The 21,042-nt window shown below is 63.1% G+C and carries 7 protein-coding genes and 1 pseudogene; 5 read left to right on the top strand and 3 right to left on the bottom strand.

The features are described 5' to 3' along the window. Positions 1 to 6: 6 nt before the first annotated feature. The 4 genes from G4D79_RS18420 (at position 7) to G4D79_RS18405 (ending at position 3,700) form a co-directional block, all read left to right on the top strand. The gene (locus G4D79_RS18420) at positions 7 to 756 is read left to right on the top strand and encodes an SDR family oxidoreductase (RefSeq protein WP_007728639.1); all 750 of its coding nucleotides are present in this window, start codon (positions 7 to 9) and stop codon (positions 754 to 756) included. Next, on the top strand, positions 753 to 1,688 hold the full coding sequence (locus G4D79_RS18415) for an NAD(P)-dependent oxidoreductase (protein ID WP_063316100.1): 936 nt from the start codon (positions 753 to 755) through the stop codon (positions 1,686 to 1,688). The genes G4D79_RS18420 and G4D79_RS18415 overlap by 4 nt, the downstream gene beginning before the upstream one ends. Continuing rightward, positions 1,685 to 2,146, top strand: a complete 462-nt coding sequence (locus tag G4D79_RS18410; RefSeq protein WP_003944075.1) for a carboxymuconolactone decarboxylase family protein — start codon at positions 1,685 to 1,687, stop codon at positions 2,144 to 2,146. The genes G4D79_RS18415 and G4D79_RS18410 overlap by 4 nt, the downstream gene beginning before the upstream one ends. A gap of 87 nt (positions 2,147 to 2,233) precedes the next feature. After that, the gene (locus tag G4D79_RS18405) at positions 2,234 to 3,700 is read left to right on the top strand and encodes an FAD-dependent oxidoreductase (RefSeq protein WP_047272229.1); all 1,467 of its coding nucleotides are present in this window, start codon (positions 2,234 to 2,236) and stop codon (positions 3,698 to 3,700) included. A gap of 10 nt (positions 3,701 to 3,710) precedes the next feature. Here G4D79_RS18405 and G4D79_RS18400 read toward each other — a convergent pair whose 3' ends face one another. The 3 genes and pseudogenes from G4D79_RS18400 to G4D79_RS18390 form a co-directional block, all read right to left on the bottom strand. Then, entirely contained in the window at positions 3,711 to 4,532 is an 822-nt protein-coding gene (locus G4D79_RS18400) for a GNAT family N-acetyltransferase (protein WP_003944042.1), read from the bottom strand. A gap of 102 nt (positions 4,533 to 4,634) precedes the next feature. Beyond that, positions 4,635 to 5,657 carry an alpha/beta hydrolase family protein gene (locus tag G4D79_RS18395; protein WP_003944025.1) on the bottom strand — a complete coding sequence of 341 codons (1,023 nt, stop codon included), beginning with the start codon at positions 5,655 to 5,657 and terminating at the stop codon, positions 4,635 to 4,637. Between the two features lie 86 nt (positions 5,658 to 5,743). Next, positions 5,744 to 19,705, bottom strand: a pseudogene (locus tag G4D79_RS18390) (amino acid adenylation domain-containing protein); the annotation flags it as partial. 45 nt (positions 19,706 to 19,750) lie between these two features. On the opposite strand from G4D79_RS18390, the gene G4D79_RS18385 reads away from it, so the two are divergent. Further along, a complete protein-coding gene (locus tag G4D79_RS18385; RefSeq protein ID WP_075832375.1) occupies positions 19,751 to 21,034 on the top strand; it encodes an IS256 family transposase in 1,284 nt (427 codons plus the stop codon). Positions 21,035 to 21,042 lie beyond the last annotated feature (8 nt).

The following is a 21,042-nucleotide window of genomic DNA, read 5'->3' as shown; positions in this document are numbered from 1 at the left end:
GTCGACATGGGACGTTTCGACGGTCGCACCGCGATAGTCACCGGAGCAGCGCAGGGTATCGGAGAGGCGTATGCCCGCGCTCTGGCCGCGGAGGGGGCCAACGTGGTCGTGGCGGACCTCAATCGCGAACTCGGTGAAGCTGTCGCCAAGCAGATCACGGCAGACGGTGGAAGTGCCGTGTTCAAGGACGTCGACGTCGCCGACGGGGAGTCGACTGCGGCACTTGCCGACTTCACGATCGAGCAGTTCGGCAGCATCGAGCATCTGGTGAACAACGCTGCCATCTACGGCGGAATGAAGATCGATTCCCTGTTGACGGTGGACTGGGACTACTACCGAAAGTTCATGAGCGTCAACATGGACGGCGCACTGCACGTGTGCCGGGCGGTCGTACCTCATATGCGAGCGAAGGGCGGTTCAATCGTCAACCAGTCCTCCACAGCAGCCTGGCTGTACTCGAACTACTACGGACTCGCGAAAGCCGGTGTCAACAGCCTGACACAACAACTCGCGACCGAACTCGGCTGGTCGAACATCCGGATCAACGCCATCGCTCCCGGTCCCATCGACACGGAGGCGACTCGAACCGTCACCCCCGGCAACATCGTCAAGGACATGGTGAAGCGAATCCCGTTGCAGCGCATGGGAACGCCGGAGGATCTCGTCGGCATGTGCCTGTTCCTTCTCTCCGACGACGCAGGCTGGGTGACCGGGCAGATCTTCAACGTCGACGGAGGCCAGGTGTACCGGTCATGACGCAATCGGCGCCGAAAGCCAGCGCTTCGAAAACCAGACTGGGATACATCGGCCTAGGCAACATGGGCGCGCCGATGGCGCAGCGCCTCCTGGACTGGCCGGGCGGACTGGTGGTGTGTGATGCCCGCGCAGAAGCGCTCGAACCGTTCACCGCTGCGGGCGCGAGCGCAGCATCGACGCCCGCCGACGTTGCAGCGCAGGCGAGCATCATCTCCGTCACGGTGCTCGACGACGCGCAGGTACGCGAGGTTGTGTGCGGGCCGCACGGGATTCTGTCGACCGCACAGCCAGGCACTGTCGTCGCGATTCACTCCACTATCTCGGACACCACGGCGGTGGAACTCGCTGACATCTGTCAACAGCGTGGTGTTCTGCTGGTCGACGCGCCGATCAGTGGCGGTGCCGGCGGCGCAGCGCAGGGCAGGCTGGCAGTGATGATCGGCGGCTCCGACGAGGCGTTCGAAGCCGTCCGCGAGCCCTTCGGATCCTGGGCCGAGCTGGTGGTTCACGCCGGTGACGTCGGCACTGGAACGCGAATGAAGCTCGCACGCAACCTTCTTCACTTCGTCTCGTTCACCGCCACGACCGAGGCCGCGCGACTCGCCGAAGCAGCAGGACTCGATCTCCGCACGCTCGGAAAGGTCGTCAGGCACACCGATGCGATCACTGGTGGCGCGGGCGCGATCATGCTCCGCGACACCACCGCACCGGTCTCGGAGGACGACCCGTGGTTCTCGATACTGCGGCATGTTCGCAATCTCGGGGAGAAGGACTTGGCCTTGGCCATCGACCTCGGTGATCGGCTGAATCTCGACCTGCCGCTCGCGCACCTTGCGCTCGCCGGACTCGGTGCCGGTCTGGGCGTCGGGAATGACAGCGAAGACAGGCCGGCCGAACCTTCAACGGCATCTACTACTCGGGAGCACGCATGACCGACACCACTCACATGACCGATGCCGGTGGAACCGACGAAAGCCGCATCTCCGAGGCCCGTGCTCGTGGCGTCGCGAAGATGAACGAGGTGTACGGCTGGGAGCTTCCCGCCGACGTTCCCGGCGACTTCTTCGCGGTCACCGCCGACCACCTCTTTGCCGACATCTGGACGCGACCGGGACTGTCGGTACGTGATCGACGACTACTCCTGATCGGTGCCATCACCGCCCAGGGGCAGAACGATGTGGCGAAGATCCAGATCAACGCTGCTCTCCACAACGAGGAGTTGACCGAGCAGCAGTTCGAAGAGGCCGCAATCTTCCTGTGCCACTACGTCGGCTGGCCGCTGGCCACCGGGCTCAACAATGCGCTGATCGCCGTGAAGGCCGACAGACGTAAAGCCGCGCGCGCCAAGGAGAAGGCCGCGGCCGATTCCGCGAAAACGGACACCGACTGACTTTCGGTCGAGATACTGCCATCAGGGCATCGATCACACCCACCGATTCCCCCACCAACCAACCAGAAGAGCGAAGGATCCAAATCCATGGCCGAGGCCAGCTCAATCCGTCCGCAGTCCTCCGCAAACATCGAGCAGTGGCACTTCGAGGCTGACGTCGTCGTCGCCGGCTACGGCATTGCCGGAGTGAGTGCTTCGATCGAGGCCGCGCGAGCGGGCGCCGACGTGTTGGTGCTCGAGCGCACGAGCGGCTGGGGCGGCGCTGCGGCGCTGGCAGGCGGATTCATCTATCTGGGCGGCGGGACCCCGTTGCAGCAGGCACTCGGGTTCGAGGACTCCCCCGCCAACATGAAATCGTTCATGATGGCCGCACTCGGTCCCGGCGCCGACGAGGAGAAGATCACCGACTACTGCGAAGGCAGCGTCGAGCACTACAACTGGCTCGTCGACAACGGTGTGCCGTTCAAGGAGAGTTTCTACGGCCAACCCGGCTGGGAAACACCCTTCGACGACGGACTCATGTATTCCGGCGGCGAGAACTCGGCACCGTTCAACACGATCGCGACACCGGCCCCTCGCGGGCACGTTCCACAGATGAGCGGCAAGCGCACCGGGGAGAAGGGCGGTGGTTTCATGTTGATGAAGCCACTGATCGAGACGGCCGAAAGCCTCGGCGTACGAGCAGAATACGACATGCGAGTCCAGCGCCTGGTCGTCGACGGAGATCGAGTGGTCGGCATCATCGCCAAGCAGTACGGCAAGGAAGTGGCAGTTCGAGCACGCACGGGTGTCGTTCTGGCGACGGGAAGCTTCGCCTACAACGAAGCGATGATCCAGTCGTACGCCCCACGGCTGATCGGGCGCCCCGGTGCGGCTATCGAAGAGCACGACGGAAAGTCCATCCAGATGGCGCAGGCTCTCGGGGCCGACCTCGCGCACATGGACGCCACCGAGGTCGCATTCTTCGGCGACCCCCAGTTGATGATCCGCGGCATTCTCGTCAACGGACGCGGCCAGCGCTACGTCAACGAGGACACGTACCCGGGAAGAATCGGCCAGGAGACGCTGCTGCGCAACGAGAATCAGGCCTACCTGATCATCGACGAAGCTTCCTACGAAGAGGGCTGCGCCGCCGACAGTTCCACACCGTTCTTCAGATTCCAGCCCAAGTGGGTGGCCGAGACCGTCGAGGAACTCGAATCCGACATGGGTCTGCCGGAAGGCACCCTCCAGTCGACCGTCGAGGTCTACAACCGCCACGCCGCCCGTGGTGAGGACCCGGTATTGGGAAAAAAGAAGGAGTGGGTCAAGCCGATCGGCTCACCCGTCGCTGCGCTCGATCTTCGCAATTTCACCGCCGGATTCACGCTCGGCGGTTTGCGCACGTCGATCAACTCGGAGGTCATGCACGTCTCCGGCGAACCGATCCCGGGTCTGTTTGCCGCTGGACGATGCACCGCCGGTGTCTGCGCTGGCGGGTATGCCTCCGGAACGTCCCTCGGAGACGGCAGTTTCTACGGGCGACGCGCCGGAGTCAGCGCTGCCAAGGGGTGAGCGTCTCTTCTCAGATGTCAGCGTCCTCGCTGCGACGTTCGAGGAACAACGTGTCACGCCACCGCCCACCCAGTTGAGCGATACGCGAGCGAGTGCCGACGACTCGGAATCCGACGGCCTGGTGCAAGGCGACGCTTGCCCGGTTCTCCGGGAAAATCGACGACTGCACTGTCCAGATCTCACTGGCGTCGGCGGCTTGCACCTGTCGGCGAAGCAGCAGCTTGCCCACGCCGCGCCCGCGAGCGCCGCTACCGATGTAGATGGAGTTCTCGGCGACCCCGCGGTAGCAGTCTCGCGAGGACACCGGGCTGAGGCTCGCCCAGCCTTCGACGCGGCCGTCGATCTCGGCCACCCATCGATGATCGGGTAACCATTGCGCGTCGAGCTTCTCGGCGGATGGCACCGAGGTGGTGAACGTCGCGGTTCCGGTGTCGATTCCTTCGCGGTAGATCGAGCGGACGGCATCCCAGTCGCCGGATTCCATGCGGCGCACCACCACGTCATCGGGAAGAACTCCCAGTGTGTCTTCGACCGGACCGCGAGCGGCCACGACGGCGGCCGCTGCCATCAGATCGGAGTATGCCGTTCCGGCAACACTGACAACCGAAGTGCCTTCACGCACCGAAGCCTCGACAAAACCGACCTCGATCAAGGCCTCGAGGTGGGCACTCAACGCCGACGGCTCGAGTGATGCGGCGTGTGCAATCGTGTCGACGTCGATCGGACCGCCGGCAGCAAGTCGGAGCACTCGCAGCCGCGTCGGATCACCCAGGCACGCAAACCTGCGCGCAAGTACGTCGGTGTCGAGGGGAGCGAGTGTTTCTGAACTCATGAGGCGACTATAACGCCGCTGACCTGCAGTTCGGTCGGCTAGGTTCGGCAAGAGTGTCCCGGAGTGAGAAACAACTCAGCCACCGACCCCAGGGTTCGCCGGCTAACGCGCACCGATCGACGCGGCAATCATCGACCACGAGTTGTGAAGATCGTCCTGCCAGTAACCCCAAGAGTGAGTGCCAGTTGCCCGGAAATCATAGGTGGCCGGGATACCCAAGGAGTCGAGCCGCTCGGCCAAACGCTGGGTGCACTGGTTCGTCCCAGCCTCGATGACTCCACCCACGATCACCTGGTTCGCCAGAACGCCGAGGTCGCCGTTGACCATCGGTCCGCCCAGATTCTCGTGTGGGCCGGGCAGGCCCGATCCATTGCTGATGTAGAGGTCGACCCCCCGCAATCTCTCGGCGTTGACCACAGGATCGTTGGCTACCCAGCCCGGACCGCCGGGAGGACCCCACATGTTGTCCACGTTGCCGCCGCGGAATCCGACCACGAATCTCACGTAGTCCTGACCGGGTTGAGTACTCGTCTCGGCACACCCGCTGAAAGCACCGACGGCACGGTAAACCGATGGCGCCGCCTCGGCCAGGCTCAGAACCGAGGTACCTGCCATCGACAATCCGGCAACGGCATTCGTACCCGTAGTCCCGAGCGTGGCATCGACGATCGGTGGCAACTCCTGGGTGAGAAATGTGGTCCACTTGTTCAGTCCGAGAACAGGATCGGGCTTCTCCCAGTCGGTGTAGTAGCTGTAGGCACCGCCGATCGGGTTGACGACGTTGACGTTCTTGTCGCCGAAGAAGTCGACGACGTCTGTCCGTGTCTGCCACGTCGCCGTGTCCTCGCCTCCGCCGGCGCCATTGAGTAGATAGAGGGTCGGCCGGGGCGCACTTGTGTCTGCCGGCCGAATCACCTCGAGCGGAATCACCTTGTCCATCGCAGCCGAGTAGACGTACATAGTCAGCTGACGGGCGTTGATCTCCTCGACGTGATCGAGAGCTGAACCGCCTGAAGGGGAAGTCGGGGCCGGGTCAGCCGAGGCCAACGCTGCTTCGCCGAACAGTCCCGTCCACGCGACGAGGGCGACGACAAGCATTGCCCGAGTACGTCCGATTCTTCTCATTGCCGCTCCTCGTGCTCGATTGCGGTGCCCGGCAACAGCTCGGTGGCGCTCGCTTCGCGGGCGTGCGGCTTGGTGGCTTGAAGTTGTCATGCCCGTTCGGGGTATCCGGAAAACATCGAGAGCACCCGGGCGAGCTCCGGTCCGATGACCGCCATGGCCGGAGGTTCGATCATCTCGTTGTGTTCGCAGCGCACGGGCACCTCCACGATCCGGCCCGTCACGAGTGGGCTCCATTCCTGCGGCGACCTGTCGCGCGGAATCGTGTCGTCTTCTCCGGATGCCAGGAAGATCAGCAGATCTCCTTCGTAGACCTGGGGAACGAACTGGTGCGTGATTCTCTGCGAAGTCTCGTACCCTCGGGCAATCCGTTCGAGGTCCCGACCGTCGACTCCCGTCTCGGGCCCGAGCCTCCGGGCCAACACGGCCGCCGCCTCGTCGAAGGTCAGATCTCGGTCGGTCTCGATCTCGAGGCCGAGTCCTCGCAGTATGTCTCGGACGTCGAGTTCGGCTGACGCAGGGGCATCGCCGTTGTCGGGGTAGCTGTCCATCATCGCCAGTGTGGCGACGTCGCGGCCGGACGATTGCAGTTCGACGGCCATGGCGTGCGCGATGACTCCGCCAAGGGACCACCCGAGTAAGTCGTACGGCCCGTCCGGCGAAACGGCCTCCACCTCTTCGACGTAGCGATGGGCTAACTGTTCGATCGACTGATAGTCACCGTCGTCGCTGAGAGCGGGGAGCTGAAGTCCGTACACGGGTCTGTCCTCGGGCAGATACCGCACCAAGCCGGCATACCCCCAGGACAGGCCGATACCGGGGTGCACACAGAACAGCGGTCGCCCAGTCCCTTTCGTCCGCAGTGGAACAACCACGGCGAGAAGCTCTTCCATACCGGCGTCGGCTGTCGGCATGTCGAGGCGTCGAGCGATTCCAGCGGGTGTCGGGTCGAGGAACATCCACTGAAGCGGGATTCTCCGTCGGAAACGAGAGTGCAGTGCGCTGACGATTCGGGTGGCCACCAGGGAGGACCCGCCCAGGTCGAAGAAGCTGTCGGTAGTGCTCACCCGGTCGACACCCAGAACCTCGACGAACGAGTCGACCACGGCGCGCTCGGTGTCGGTGACCGGCTCGCGGAACTCGGCTGCAGCCGAACCGAATTCGGGTTCCGGTAAGGCCTTTCGGTCGAGCTTGCCCACCGGTGTCATCGGAATCCGCTCGAGAAGCACCACTGCCGACGGAACCATGTGCGAGGGTAGTCGGTCGGCTGCGTACGCCCGTATCTCGTCAGTGCCGGTGGCGTCAGCAGCTGACGCACGCACGTACGACACCAGGACCGTTTCACCCGACGGTCCCGTGTGGCCGACAGTCGCGGCGAAGTCCACCGACGGATGGCGTGAGAGAACTGCATCGATTTCCCCGAGTTCGATCCGAAAACCACGGACCTTGACCTGGAAGTCGCTGCGCCCGATGTATTCGAGCGTGTGATGCACTCCATCGCCGGAGCCAACGATTTTGGCACTGTCACCGCCGGATTCACGCCAACGCACGACATCTCCGGTGCGGTACATCCGGCGCCCCGGCGACCCGTACGAGCACGCGACAAATCGTTCCGACGTGAGCGACGCCCGATTATGGTACCCACGTGCCATACCTGGACCGATGATGTACAACTCCCCCGGCACGCCCACCGGGACGGGCTGCAAACGCTCGTCCAGCACCAGGAAGCCGAAGCCCACTGCCGGCGAGCCGATGTTCACTCCCGCACCGGGTTTCATCGAATCGCTGACGCTCGCCTGCACGGTGGTTTCAGTCGGGCCGTAGCCGTTGTGCAGCCTCCGACCCGGCGCCCATTGCGCGACGACCTCCGGCGGGCAGGCCTCGCCCACCAGATCGAGAACACGGAGCGCCTCGAAACCGCTGTCACCCAACGCCGCCAGCGCGGTCGGTGTAATGGTGGCATGAGTGACCTGCTCGCGCCGGAAAACATCGGCCAATTCGGCGCCACCGTACACAGCAGGCGGAACGATCACGACTTGCGCCGAGGCGCTGAATGCCATCGTCAACTCGAAGATGGAAGCGTCGAAACTCGGCGATGCCAACTGAGAGACATGAGAGTCGTGAGTGACCTCGAACCTCTCACGAGTTTCGGCCGTGAAGCTCGCCAAACCTCGATGAGTAATGTTCACGCCCTTGGGTTTCCCGGTAGATCCCGAGGTGTAGATCAGGTAGGCCGGATGATCGAGGTTCAGTTCACCGGTTCGATCGTCATCGGTGATCGGTTCCGGCGACAGCGCGGCTACCCGCCGGGTGAAGTGTGGGTCGTCGAGTTCCAGCCAGGGAACAACGTCGGGTAGGTGAGTTCGGCTGGTCTGAACAGTCAAACCGAGCGAGGCTCGGCAATCGGCGAGCATGTATTCGACGCGCTCGCGCGGATAGGCCGGATCGACAGGCACAAAAGCCGCTCCGGCTTTGGTCACCGACCAGATCGCCACCACCGATTCGATCGAGCGAGGCATTCCCAGTGCCACGAAGGTCTCCGGGCCCACACCGCGACCGCACAACTCCCGGGCAACACGATTCGACCACTCGTCCAGGTCGCGATAACTAAGCTGCCGGTTCTCGAGCGACAGGGCCACCGAGTCAGGATCGATCGCCACGGCGTCCGCCAACAACTCAGGCCACAATTTCGGAGGTACTTCGGGGAGCCCATGCGCCGGCGTCAACTCGCGACGTTCGAGATCGCCGAGTAGGTCGATGTCACCGATCGGTACCTGCGGATTCCGGGTCACGGCCTCGAGCACACGAACGAACATGTCGGCAAAACCGCCGACCGTACCGGGGTCGAAGAGATCAGTGGCAAAGTCGACGGCTCCGCTCATCCCTCCCGGTTCACCGCGATCGTCGTACTCCTCGGCCAGAAGGAATTCCAGGTCTACCTTCACTACCTCGAGTTCAGGATCGATCCCACGGACTTCCAGTCCCGGTAGCTTCAGAATCGGTCGTTTGTTGTTCTGGAATTCCAGCGACACCGAGGAAATCGGTGCATAGGCGCTCGACCGTTTCGGCCCGACCGCCTCCACTACCCGCTCGAAGGGCACGTCGGAATGAGCGAACGCGGCGAGGTCGACTTCGCGGCAATGCTCAACCAACTCCCGGAACGATCGAGCCGGATCCACCTGTGTGCGCAGTGCGAGCGTGCCGACGAACATGCCGACCAGATCATCGAGGGCACGATCTCCCCGGCCGGCGATCGGCGTGCCGATCACGATGTCGTCGGTGCTGCCCAAACGTGCCAGCAAGAGCGCGAGCGCTGCATGCACAGTCATGAATGCAGTGGACTCGTGCTGCCGCGACACGTTCCGAATACGGCGGTGAAGATCACTGCTGATCGAGAAGTGAATCCGCGAGCCGTGAAAACTCTGTTGCGTCGGCCGGTCTCGATCGAGCGGAAGTTCCAAGAGGTCGGGAGCACCTGACAATGCACGTCGCCAGTAAGCCAACTGCTCACTGATCACCGACCCGGGGTCGTCGACTGAGCCCAGAATCTCCCGTTGCCAGAGCGCGAAGTCGGCGTACTGGACTGGAAGCGGCGTCCACTGGGGATCCCCGCCGTACGCGTGGGCCTCGTATGCAATCATCACGTCTCGGGTCAACGGAGACATCGAGAAGCCGTCAGCCGAGATGTGGTGCACCACTACGGCAAGCACGTGTTCGCGCTCATCGATGGTGAACAACGCTGCCCGCAGGGGAATTCGTGCGGCGACGTCGAAACCGGCCGAGACCATCCGGGCAAGCTCGTCACGGAGATGAAGTTCGTCGGTCACCGATGTCTCGGTCAGTTGCGGCAGCTCGGCGCTCTCGGTGGGCAGGATGTGCTGGACCGGTCCGTCACCGTGGACCGGGAACATCGTTCGCAGCGATTCGTGGCGGGCGATGACATCGGACATCGCCGATCTCAAGGCCGGTTTGTCGAGTTCACCGCTCAGCCGCACCACGAGCGGAATGTTGTATGCAGGAGAACTGGTGTCGAGTTGATTGACGAACCACATCCGCTGCTGAGCAAACGACAAGGGGATGTTGTCGGGTCGGGGGCGCGGTCCCAGTCGCTCCGACCCTTCGGCAACCGACTGGCCGATCACCGTAGCCAACTCGGCCACCGTCGGCGTCTCGAACAGATCCCGCACGCCTACGGTAGCTCCGAGCACCGCCCGTAGCCTCGCCGCGACCGAAGTGGCGCTCAGAGAATTTCCACCGAGCTCGAAGAAACTGATGTCGGTACCGACTCGTTCGAGGCCGAGCACCTCGCCGAACACGTCCGACACTGCCTGTTCGACCGGGCCGACCGGGGGACGGAAATCCCCTGTGGTCGTCTCGATTTCGGGTCTTGGCAACGCCGAACGGTCGACTTTTCCGACAGCGGTCAACGGAATGTTCTCCAGCACCGTGAGAACGGCAGGCACCATGTGCGAAGGCAAGCGCCGGGCCACGGCGCGACTCAGGATCCTGGTGTCCAGTCGACCCGCCGTGGGCACGACGTACGACACGAGTCGGGTGTCTCCGGTGGGGGCGGAATCGGCAACCGTAACGGCAAAACCGACGTTGGGCTCCGACATGAGCACACTGTCGATCTCACCGAGTTCGACACGGAAGCCTCGAACCTTGACCTGGAAGTCGCTTCGCCCGACGTACTCGACACACATGTCCGCCGTCCATCGCACGATGTCGCCGGTGCGGTACATCCGCGTTCCTGGGTCAGCCGGGTTGGCAACAAAGCGTTCTGCCGTCAACCCCGCCCTTCGGTGATATCCCCGTGCCACGCCTGGTCCGGCCAGGTACAGCTCGCCGGGGACCCCGACGGGAACCGCTTGAAGTCGAGTGTCGAGCACCAGTTCGCTGACGCCCCTGACGGGTCCACCGATGGTGATTGGTTCTCCGGCGGTCATCGGCGGGCTGACGTTGGACATGATCGTTGCTTCGGTCGGTCCGTACGCGTTGTACAGGCGGCGGCCAGGTGCCCAGCGAGCGACGAGGTCGGGCGGGCACGCCTCGCCCCCGAATACGACTTCCGAAAGTTGTTCCAGCCCAGCCGGGTCCACCGATGCCAATGCCGCCGTGGTGACGAACGCGTGCGTGACGGCGTGCTCTGCCAGAAGTTGCGCCAGGTCCTCGCCCCCGTAGATCCCGGGTGGAGCGACAACCATCGTCGCCCCGGCTCCGAAAGCCTGCAGATATTCGAAGAGCGACCCGTCGAAACTCGGAGTGGAGAAGTGCAGCGTGCGTGATTGTGGAGTTGCGCCGTAGCGTTCGAGCTGGTCTCGGGCGAAGTTGCCGAGCCCTCGCTGCGTGACCACGACGCCCTTGGGCACGCCGGTCGACCCCGAGGTGTAGACCACGTAGGCAGCTGAATCCAACCCGATCGGACGGAGTCGGTCGTTGTCGGTCAACGGGCTCCCCGAGAATCCCTCGCACTTCTTCGTGAAATGCGGATCGTCGATAATCAGCCACTCCGCGATATCGGGCAATCGATCTCGGCCCGCGGTGGTGGTCAATCCGAAGCTGACCTTCGAATCGATCAGCATGTGATTGATCCGCTCGTCCGGATAGTCGGGATCGATCGGCACGAACGCAGCGCCTGTCTTGGCGACGGCAAGTATCGACACCACGGACGCGAGAGAACGTGGGATACCGACCGCTACATAGTCCTCGGTTCCCAGGCCGTGCGAGACGAGCATGCGAGCAATGCGATTGGAGAGGATGTCCAGCTCGCCGTAGGTCATGCTGCCGTCCGCCGATTCCACGGCCGGTGCGTTCGGATCACGCTGGGCTGCCTCGTCGAAGATCTCTGGGAAGACGCGCGACGACCCGCCGGCCGTGCCACGGACTGGCACCAATTCAGCATGTTCGGAGGCTGCGAGCACCGACACCACAGCCAAGGGGCGATCCGGCTGGGTACACGCTTCGAGTACGCGCCGCAGTCGTCCGGCGATCTCTTCGATGTCGGCGGCACCGAAAACCTCGGGTATGTACTCGAATTTCAGGCGGAGCCTGGTGTCGACCGATGCTACGAGGCTGAGCGGGTAGTGGGCAGCGTCCTTGGCTTCGACATCGGTGATCCGGACCCCCGCAATATCGGTAGCGGACGAAAGCCCCTGACGGTCAACGGGATACGATTCGAAGACAGTCAACGTGTCGAATCGGATCTCCGGCCCCGCGCCTACGTGGATCTCGGAAAGCCCGAGACAGTGGTGATCCGACAGCTCTGCTTGCTCGGCCTGGATCCGCGCGAGGAGTGTGCCGATACTTTCACTCGGGCGCAGCGTGATTCGGACCGGAATTGTGTTGATGAACAGCCCGACCATGGTTTCGATCCCGGTCAGCTCGGGAGGTCGACCCGACACCGTCGCTCCGAACACCACATCGTCTCTCCCGGTCAGTGCAGCAAGGACGATCCCCCACGATGCCTGAACAATCGTGTTGATCGTCAGCCCGAGTTCACGCGCCATCCCGCGAAGTGAGGTTGTGAATTCCTCGTCCAGATCGAACACCCACTCGGCCGCCATGGTGGAGAGTCGACGCGATCGAACCGCTGGAGCCAACAGCGTCGGTCCTTCGACTCCGCTCAGCGTCCTCGCCCACACAGCTCGGGAAGCTTGCTGATCGCGGCGGCTCATCCAGGTCAGATAGTCGCGATACGCGCGCGCGTGAGGCAAGGCCGCCACTTGACCGTCGGCGGCATAGAGCGTCGCCAATTCCCGGATCAGCAGGGGCATGGACCAGCCGTCCAGAAGGATGTGATGATTGGTGAGCACGAGCGTGAGCTTTTCGGGGGCGAGAGCGATCAGGGTGAATCGGATCAACGGCGCCCGTGCCATGTCGAACGGGCGCGCTCGGTCCTCGGCCAGCGCTCGATCAATTTCCTGATCTGGTGCACCAGTGAGGTCGATTTCCTGCCACGGCGCTGCCACGTTGCTTCGGACCACCTGGACGGCACGGCCGTCGGCGCTGTGAAGGAAGGCGGTACGCAGGTTCTCATGCCGGCCGAGCAGCGCGTCGGCGGCGCGGCGCAGGCGCTCCGAATCGACTGCGCCGGCTAGATCGAGAGCCACTTGTACGAGGTATGCGTCGACCGATCGTTCGGCCAATTCGGCGTGGAACAACAACCCCTCTTGCAGTGGAGAGAGTGGCCAGACATCGCTCAGGTCGGGACACCGACTTTCGAGGTCGTCGATCGCCTCCTGTCGAAGATCGACCAGATCGAAGTCCGAGGGTGTGAATCCGCCGCCGCCGCCCGCCGCGAACTCTGCGAGCCCGGCCAGTGCGTCGAGCCACCACTGCCCCAGTTGCCGAACGTCGTCCGCACCCAGAATGTCCGGTGGGAACGTCCAGCCGGCAACGAGCTGCGGACCGTCCTCGGTATCGCTGTCGACCGTCATCACGTTGACCTCGAGGACGCTGGCGAGTAGGAGATCGACGGCCACAACCGTCCGCAGGTCCTCGTCACGGATCGGTACCCATCCCGCTGAAGCGTCGGCGTCGGTTCCACCGACGCGTCCGAGGTAGTTGAAGCTGATCTGAGGCACCGGAAGTTGCGAAAGAGTGTGTGCCGTTTCACGGTTCAGATAGCGCAGCAACCCGAAGCCGATGCCGCGGTCCGGCACCGCCCGGAGTTGTTCCTTGACAGTCTTGGCAGCGACGCCCGCAGCCGGGCCGCCGGCGAAGGCGTCACCCGGATCCACTCCGCTCAGATCGATCCGCACCGGGAAGATCGTCGTGAACCATCCCACCGTGCGAGCAAGATCTGCCCCGGGAACCACCTGTTCCTCGCGTCCGTGCCCCTCGAGACTGATCAATGTCTCCGGATTGTCGATGCCGCGGTCCATGCGCCAGCGGACCATCGCAAGTGCCAAAGCCGTCAACAATCCGTCCTCGACGCTCCCGTGAATCGCCTGCGGAACTGTCGTCGACACGGCCTCGGTCAATCCCGTGGGAACTCGTACTTCGATGTCAATGGTGGCCGAGGCGGTGTCCCTCTTCGTCAGGGCGCGCACACCCAGAGTCGGATCCGGGCCCTCGAGCACCTCTCGCCAATAGTCGATTTCAGCGACCCGATCCGGCTCGCGCGCGGCGTCGACGAGGCCATGTGCCCATCGACGCATCGAGGTTCCGACCGGAGCAAGTGACGGGTCGACGCCTGACTGCACCTGCGCACAGGCAAGTGCAAGATCGGGGATCAGGATTCGCCAGGAAACGCCGTCCGTCACGAGGTGGTGCGCCACGAGTAGCAACTGTTTCCGGCTCTGCCGGTCCTTTTGAATCTGTCCGTCGGTGTCGAGCAGGACTGCCTGCACCATCACACCTGCCTCCGGGTCGAGCCGCCCCAGAGCTGCGTCGAGTTCTGTCGAGACCGTCTCCGCGGCAGAACCCCCGACGCTCACGTGGCGTACGACGGTCTCCGCCCGCACCGTACCTACAGGCGCAACGTCCATCCGCCGAGCGGATTCAGGATGATGCGTCGCCCGGATGCCTGCGCGGAGGATGTCGTGGTGGTCCAGCACAGCCTGCATGGCCAGTGTCAGCGTGACCTCGTCGAGCGTGGCAGGAACCGAGAGCAGAACAGATTGGGAGTACCGGCGAAAATCTCCACCACGGTCAAGCATCCATTCGACGATCGGCGTCAATTCGATCTCACCGACGCCGTCGCCAGGTAATTCGTCGACGACGACACGGTTGCCAGCCGTTCCGGCCGTCTCGGACAGCGCCGCAACAGTTTTGCGTTCGAACACCTCGCGCGGTGTGATCAGAACTCCGGCAGACTTGGCGCGCGTCACCAACTGGATGGACATGATCGAGTCACCGCCGAGAGTGAAGAACGAATCGTCGACCCCCACCTCTTCGAGTCCCAGAACTTCGGCGAACAGACTCGCAAGGATGTTTTCCGTCGCGGACGCGGGGCCACGACTTACGGTTGCCTGTCGCCCGAAGTCAGGTTCAGGCAATGCATTCCGGTCGAGCTTTCCGTTCACCGTCAGCGGCAAACCCTCGAGAACCGTCACGACAGCGGGGACCATGTGGGGCGCCAACCTCTGTGAGACATACTCGAGCAACGCCGCCGGAGAGATAGTGGCACCGGACTCCGGCACCACGTAGCCCACCAACCGGTCTCTGCGGGCTACCACCGCCGACTGAGACACGCCCACTCCGGAGAGCAGTGCAGCCTCCACCTCGCCGAGTTCGATTCGGTACCCCTTCACCTGCACCTGCAGATCGTTTCGTCCGAGGTACTCCAGCTGCCCGCTGTCGTTCCAGCGCCCCAGGTCACCGGATCGATACATACGCGCACCACTGACCGCGAGGTCGGGAATGAACCGCGCGGACGTCAGACCGAACCGGCCGAGGTATCCGCGTGAAACCTGATCACCGGAGACATACAGTTCACCCACCACACCGGGCGGCACCGGGTGCAACCGCTGATCCAACACATACACACGCAATCCGGGTAACGCCCGACCGATCACCGAGGCCGATCGTTGACGCACCAGCACACGATCGAGTGGTAAATGGCTGACGTGCACAGTGGTCTCCGTGATGCCGTACATGTTGACCAGATCTGGTGACGAAGTCCCGCGACGGGCGTACCAGCGCGTCAACTGTCCGAAGTCGAGCGCTTCTCCGCCGAAGATCACGTAGCGCAATGACAGGGCCACACCCCCGGCAAGCCGGTCGGCTTCCGCCAATTGATAGAAGGCAGTGGGAGTTTGATTGAGCACCGTGACACGTTCGTGCCGTAGCAATTCGAGGAATGCCTCTGGTGAACGGGCCGTGAAGTAGTCGACCAGTACCAGTCGGCCACCGTGTGCGAGTGCGCCCCACATTTCCCAGACCGAGAAGTCGAATGCCTCCGAATGGAACATCGTCCACACATCGCCGCTGCCGAAGCCGAAGAGCGCTCTGGTGTTTGCCAGCAACGTCACTACGCTGCGGTGAGAAACCTGCACCCCCTTCGGGCGCCCGGTGGACCCCGAGGTGTAGATCACGTAGGCCACCGATTCGGGTCGGAGCGGTAGCAGCCGATCTCGGTCGGTCACCGCAAGCGGAGAAAACCTGTGCAGCGCATCGAGAATCACCGGGTCGTCTACCGCAATCACTGGAATCTCGCTGTCTGCGATTGCGTCACTGTCTCGTATGTAGTCGCCGTCGGCCCGGGTGGTCAACACACACTTCGGCCGGGCGTCACGCAGCACGAAGTCCACCCGGTTTACCGGAGAAGTCGAGTCCACCGGTACGTATCCGCCACCCGCCTTCACCACCGCCAGCAATGCCACCATCAGGTCGATCGAGCGGGCCATCGCGACTGCCACCAAGGTTTCCGGCCCCACCCCCTGCGCCACCAACAGTCGAGCAAGGCGGTTTGCTCGCTCGTCGAGTTCGCGGTACGTAACCGACAATCCGCCGCAGCGCACCGCCACGGCATCACCGGACGTCAGCGCCGTGCGATCGAAGAGATCCGACAACGAATCCTCGTCTGTTCCGGCGCCGGAGGGCGTGGGCGCAACCAGCAACCCGCTGAAATCGCCGGCCAGAATCATGTCGATATCACCGACGACCACCGACTGGTTCTCGGTCACGGCGCCGATCACTCTTTCGAAGCGCGCCGCGATGCGCGCCACCGACATTCGATCGAAAATATCTGTTGCATAACGGAAACCGGCGCTGATACCAGCGGGCTCACCGTGCTCGTCGACGTGCTCCATCACACTCAGTTGCAGATCGAATTTCGCAACCGCGAGATCGACGTCGAGCGAGCGAACCGTCAGTTCCGGCAAGTCGAAGCGCAGTCCCGTATCGGTCTGGAATTCGAGGAGTACCTGAAACAGAGGTGAATGCTCGGTGGAACGGTCGGGCGAGAGGTAATCCACCAACCTCTCGAAGGGGATGTCTGCATGGTCCAGAGCACCGAGATCCGTTGACCGCACCGCGGCCAACACCTCGGCAAAGGTTGCTCCGGATGAGACAGGTGTGCGAAGGACGAGCGTGTTGACGAACATCCCGACCACATCGTCGAACACCGATGCACCGCGACCTGCGACCGGAGTCCCGATCACTACGTCGTCCGCTGTAGTGAGCCGTGCCAGCAATACCGCCAGAGCCGCATGCATCACCATGAACAGAGACGAACCGTTCTGGTGTGCGAGTTCGTTCAAAGCTCGATGGATCTCGGGCGAGAAGTCCATCGAAACCACCGCGCCCTCGGCAGACCGTTTCGAGGTTCGTGGTCTATCGAGAGGGAGCGGCAAGACGTCCGGAATACCCGACAGCTTCGCTGTCCAATAATCGAATTCGGCCGAGGGCGAAGTTTCCGGACCAACGTCTGCGTCGACGATCTCACGCTGCCAGAGGGTGTAGTCGGCGTACTGAACCGGCAGCGGCGCCCAGTCCGGGCTCCGACCTTGCGTGCGCGCGGTATATGCACTCATCAGGTCGCGTGCCAGTGGTGCCATCGAGAAGCCGTCTGCGGCGATGTGGTGAACAACGATCGCGAGTACATGCTGCTCCGGTCCGGTTCGGAGTAACCTCACGTGCAGCGGGAACCCTTCGGACACATCGAATCCGATGTCGAAGAACGCGTGCAAGTCCGTGAAAAGCCACTCGCCGGGAATCGGCACGGGGTGGATTCGAGGAGCAGCGACCGCGGGTTCGGCGATCACCTGGTAGGGCCCGTCTGCGGACGCAGGAAAGATCGTTCGAAGAGATTCGTGCCGTTCCACCACATCACCCAGCGCGGCTTGGAGCGCACCCGAATCCAGGAACCCGTCCAGTTGTAGTGCGACGGGGATGTTGTAGAGCGGAGACGACGTGTCGAACTGGTTGACGAACCACATCCGCGATTGCGCGAACGACAGCGGAATACGTTCTGGCCGTGCCCTACTCGTGAGGGGCACACGAGTAGCTTCCTCGGGTCCAGGCTCGCCCGGCGCGGAGTCGATTGGATCTATCGAGGCCGCCAGGTCCGCGACCACGGGGGCGTCGAACAGTGCATTGACCCCCATATTGGTGTGCAATGCGGCGTTGATGCGGGCGATGACTCGAGTGGCGCTGAGGGAATCCCCGCCGAGTTCGAAGAAACTGTCGTCGGCACCCACCTGGTCGAGACCGAGAACGTCGGCAACAGCACGGGCGATTCCGATTTCGGCAGGAGTGGCAGGAATCCGATATGCAGCGCTCGCAAAATCGGTGTCCGGGAGGGCTTTACGGTCCAACTTCCCATGCACCGTCACCGGAAACTCCCCCAACACCACCACCACCGACGGCACCATGAACCCCGGAAGAGACCTCCGCACCCCCTCCAACACCACCACCTCATCGACCACCACCCCCACCTCACCCACCACAAACCCCACCAAAAAATCCCCACCCACACCCGACCGCAACACCACCACCGCACCAGCCACCCCCACCTGAGCAGCCAACACCGCCTCCACCTCACCCAACTCCACCCGCTGCCCCCGCACCTTCACCTGAAAATCCGTGCGCCCCACAAACTCCAACACCCCACCACGCCCCCACCGCACCACATCACCCGTCCGATACACCCGAGCACCCACCACACCCGACACCGGATCCGCCACAAACCGACCCACCGTCAAATCCACACGACCCTCATACCCCCGAGCCACCTGCACCCCACCCACATACAACTCCCCCACCACACCCACCGGAACCGGCCGCAACCGCGAATCCAACACCAACACCCGCGTATTCCACACCGGCCGACCAATCGGAACACCCACCCCCACAACACCCTCCACCACATGAAACGTCACATCCACCGACGCCTCCGTCGGCCCGTACAAATTCACCAACTCCGCACCACACACCCCCGCAAACCGCCCCGCCAACACCGACGACAACCCCTCACCCGACACAAACACCCGACGCAAACCCGAACACCCCACCCCCAACTCCCCCACGCTCAACTCCCCCACGAACACCTCCAACATCGACGGCACAAAATGCACCACCGACACCCCCCACCGCTCGATCACACCCACCAAATACACCGGATCACGATGCCCACCCGGATCCGCCACCACCAACCGCGCACCCACCATCAACGGCCAAAACAACTCCCACACCGACACATCGAACGACACCGGCGTCTTCTGCAACACCACATCCCCCACACCCAACGGAAACTCCCCCTGCATCCACAACAACCGATTCACCACCCCCGCATGCGACACCACCACCCCCTTCGGACGACCCGTCGACCCCGACGTGAACATCACATACACCGCATGCTCAGGCAACAACACCCCCAACCGATCCCCCACCCCCACCGGACCACCCGAAAAACCCGAAACATCAACACAACCCACATCAACAAACCCCACCCCCACCGGCAAACACCCACCATCACCAACCCGCGACAACACCACCACCGGATCCACCACACCCACCACAAACCCCACCCGCTCCACCGGCGCACCCACATCCACCGGAACAAACACCCCACCAGCCCGCACCACCGCAAACACCGCCACCAACAACTCCACCGACCGCGACAACGCCACACACACCCGCGACTCCGGACCCACCCCCAACGAAATCAACAACCGCGCAAAACGATTCACCCGAACATCGAACTCACCCCACGACAACACCACCCCACCACACACCAACCCCCCACCACCCACACCAGCAAACCGCCCATCCAACACATCCACCAACGTCAAACCCCCCACCACAACCCCCACACCATCCCAACCACCCACCACCAACCCACGCTCACCGGCGACAAACACGTCGACCTCACCGACCGGTGTATCCGCGTTCGCTGCGAAGGCGGCAAGAATCCGCGACATTCGCTGTGCAATGGTGTCGACCGCGGCGCGGTCGAATGCCGCCGGCTGGTACCGCAGGCTGACCTGCAGCGTCGGTTCCGCGACCGACAGCACGGTGAGCGGGTAATGCGTGGCGTCGCGGGCATTCACAGCGGTGACGCGCATACCGGCAATGTCGGTGTTCCCGCCCATCCCCGAGGTATCGAGGGACTGTAAGAACAACGGTGTAACTCTGAAAGGAGATACGCCACTATGACTGACGTGATTGAACGTGAGACAGAGACGAACTCGGCTCAGCCGGGTATCAGCGATGCGCGGCTCAAAGAGCTGGTCGAGCAGGCGCGAGCCGAAGGGCTGCAGTTGACCGGAGATGGTGGATTGCTGTCGAAGCTGACCAAGCTAGTCGTGGAGTCCGCGCTCGAAGGCGAGATGGACGACCACCTCGGATACGGCAAGAGCGACCCGGCAGGGAGGGGCAGCGGCAACTCCCGCAACGGCAGACGAGCCAAGAACGTGTTGACCGAGGCCGGCCCGGTCGAACTCGAGGTGCCCCGTGACCGGGATTCCTCCTTCGAGCCGAAGATCGTGGCCAAGCGGCAGCGTCGGCTCTCAGGCGTGGAGGACATGGTGATCTCATTGTCGGCCAAGGGTTTGACGACCGGTGAGATCGCTGCACACCTGGCCGAGGTGTACGGAGCTGATGTGTCCAAGCAGACGATCTCGACGATCACCGAGCGGGTGATGGAAGGCATGGCCGAGTGGCAGAACCGGCCGTTGGATCCTGTGTACCCGGTGTTGTTCATCGACTGCATCCACGTCAAGATCCGCGAGGGCAACGTCGCTAACCGGCCGATCTACGTCGCGATGGGGGTGACTGTCGACGGCACCCGCGACATCCTCGGATTGTGGGTCGGTGAGCACGGCGACGGGGAGGGAGCGAAGTACTGGCTTCGGGTGTTGTCCGAGCTGAAAAACCGTGGTGTGCAGGATGTTCTGATCGTCGTGTGCGATGGTCTCAAGCATCTACCCGACTCGATCGAGCAAGTGTGGCCACAGACCATCGTGCAGACTTGTGTGGTCCATCTTCTCCGTAACACCTACGCCTATGCCTCCCGCAAGGACTGGTCCGAGATCGCCAAGGACCTCAAACCCGTCTACACGGCTCCGTCGGAGCAGGCCGCGCTCGACCGATTCGCAGAGTTCAGTGACAAATGGGAGAAACGCTATCCCGCGATCATCAGGCTCTGGACTAACGCCTGGGCTGAGTTCGTGCCGTTCCTACAATTCGACAACGCCATCCGGCAGGTCATTTACACGACCAACGCCATCGAGAGTGTCAACGCTCGAATCCGCAGGGCTGTCAAGGCCCGTGGACACTTTCCGACCGAGGCCGCGGCCTTGAAATGCGTGTATCTGGCCATCATGAGCCTCGATCCCAAAGGCACCGCCCGCAGGCGCTGGTCCAACCGATGGAAGGCAGCACTGAATGCCTTCGAGATAACGTTCGACGGACGGCTGTCTGCCGGACGAAAGTAGTTAGAAAC

The sequence above is a fragment of the Rhodococcus sp. WY5 genome, from assembly GCF_018588185.1.
In the GTDB taxonomy this organism is placed as follows: Bacteria; Actinomycetota; Actinomycetes; order Mycobacteriales; family Mycobacteriaceae; genus Rhodococcus_F; species Rhodococcus_F qingshengii.
This window is presented reverse-complemented; position numbering and strand designations above follow the sequence as displayed.

Excerpts from the sequence above, each read along its gene's own strand:
- G4D79_RS18395 (WP_003944025.1), bottom strand. The coding sequence starts at position 5,657 with ATGAGAAGAATCGGACGTACTCGGGCAATGCTTGTCGTCGCCCTCGTC.
- G4D79_RS18400 (WP_003944042.1), bottom strand. The coding sequence starts at position 4,532 with ATGAGTTCAGAAACACTCGCTCCCCTCGACACCGACGTACTTGCGCGC.
- G4D79_RS18410 (WP_003944075.1), top strand. The coding sequence starts at position 1,685 with ATGACCGACACCACTCACATGACCGATGCCGGTGGAACCGACGAAAGC.
- G4D79_RS18405 (WP_047272229.1), top strand. The coding sequence starts at position 2,234 with ATGGCCGAGGCCAGCTCAATCCGTCCGCAGTCCTCCGCAAACATCGAG.
- G4D79_RS18420 (WP_007728639.1), top strand. The coding sequence starts at position 7 with ATGGGACGTTTCGACGGTCGCACCGCGATAGTCACCGGAGCAGCGCAG.
- G4D79_RS18385 (WP_075832375.1), top strand. The coding sequence starts at position 19,751 with ATGACTGACGTGATTGAACGTGAGACAGAGACGAACTCGGCTCAGCCG.
- G4D79_RS18415 (WP_063316100.1), top strand. The coding sequence starts at position 753 with ATGACGCAATCGGCGCCGAAAGCCAGCGCTTCGAAAACCAGACTGGGA.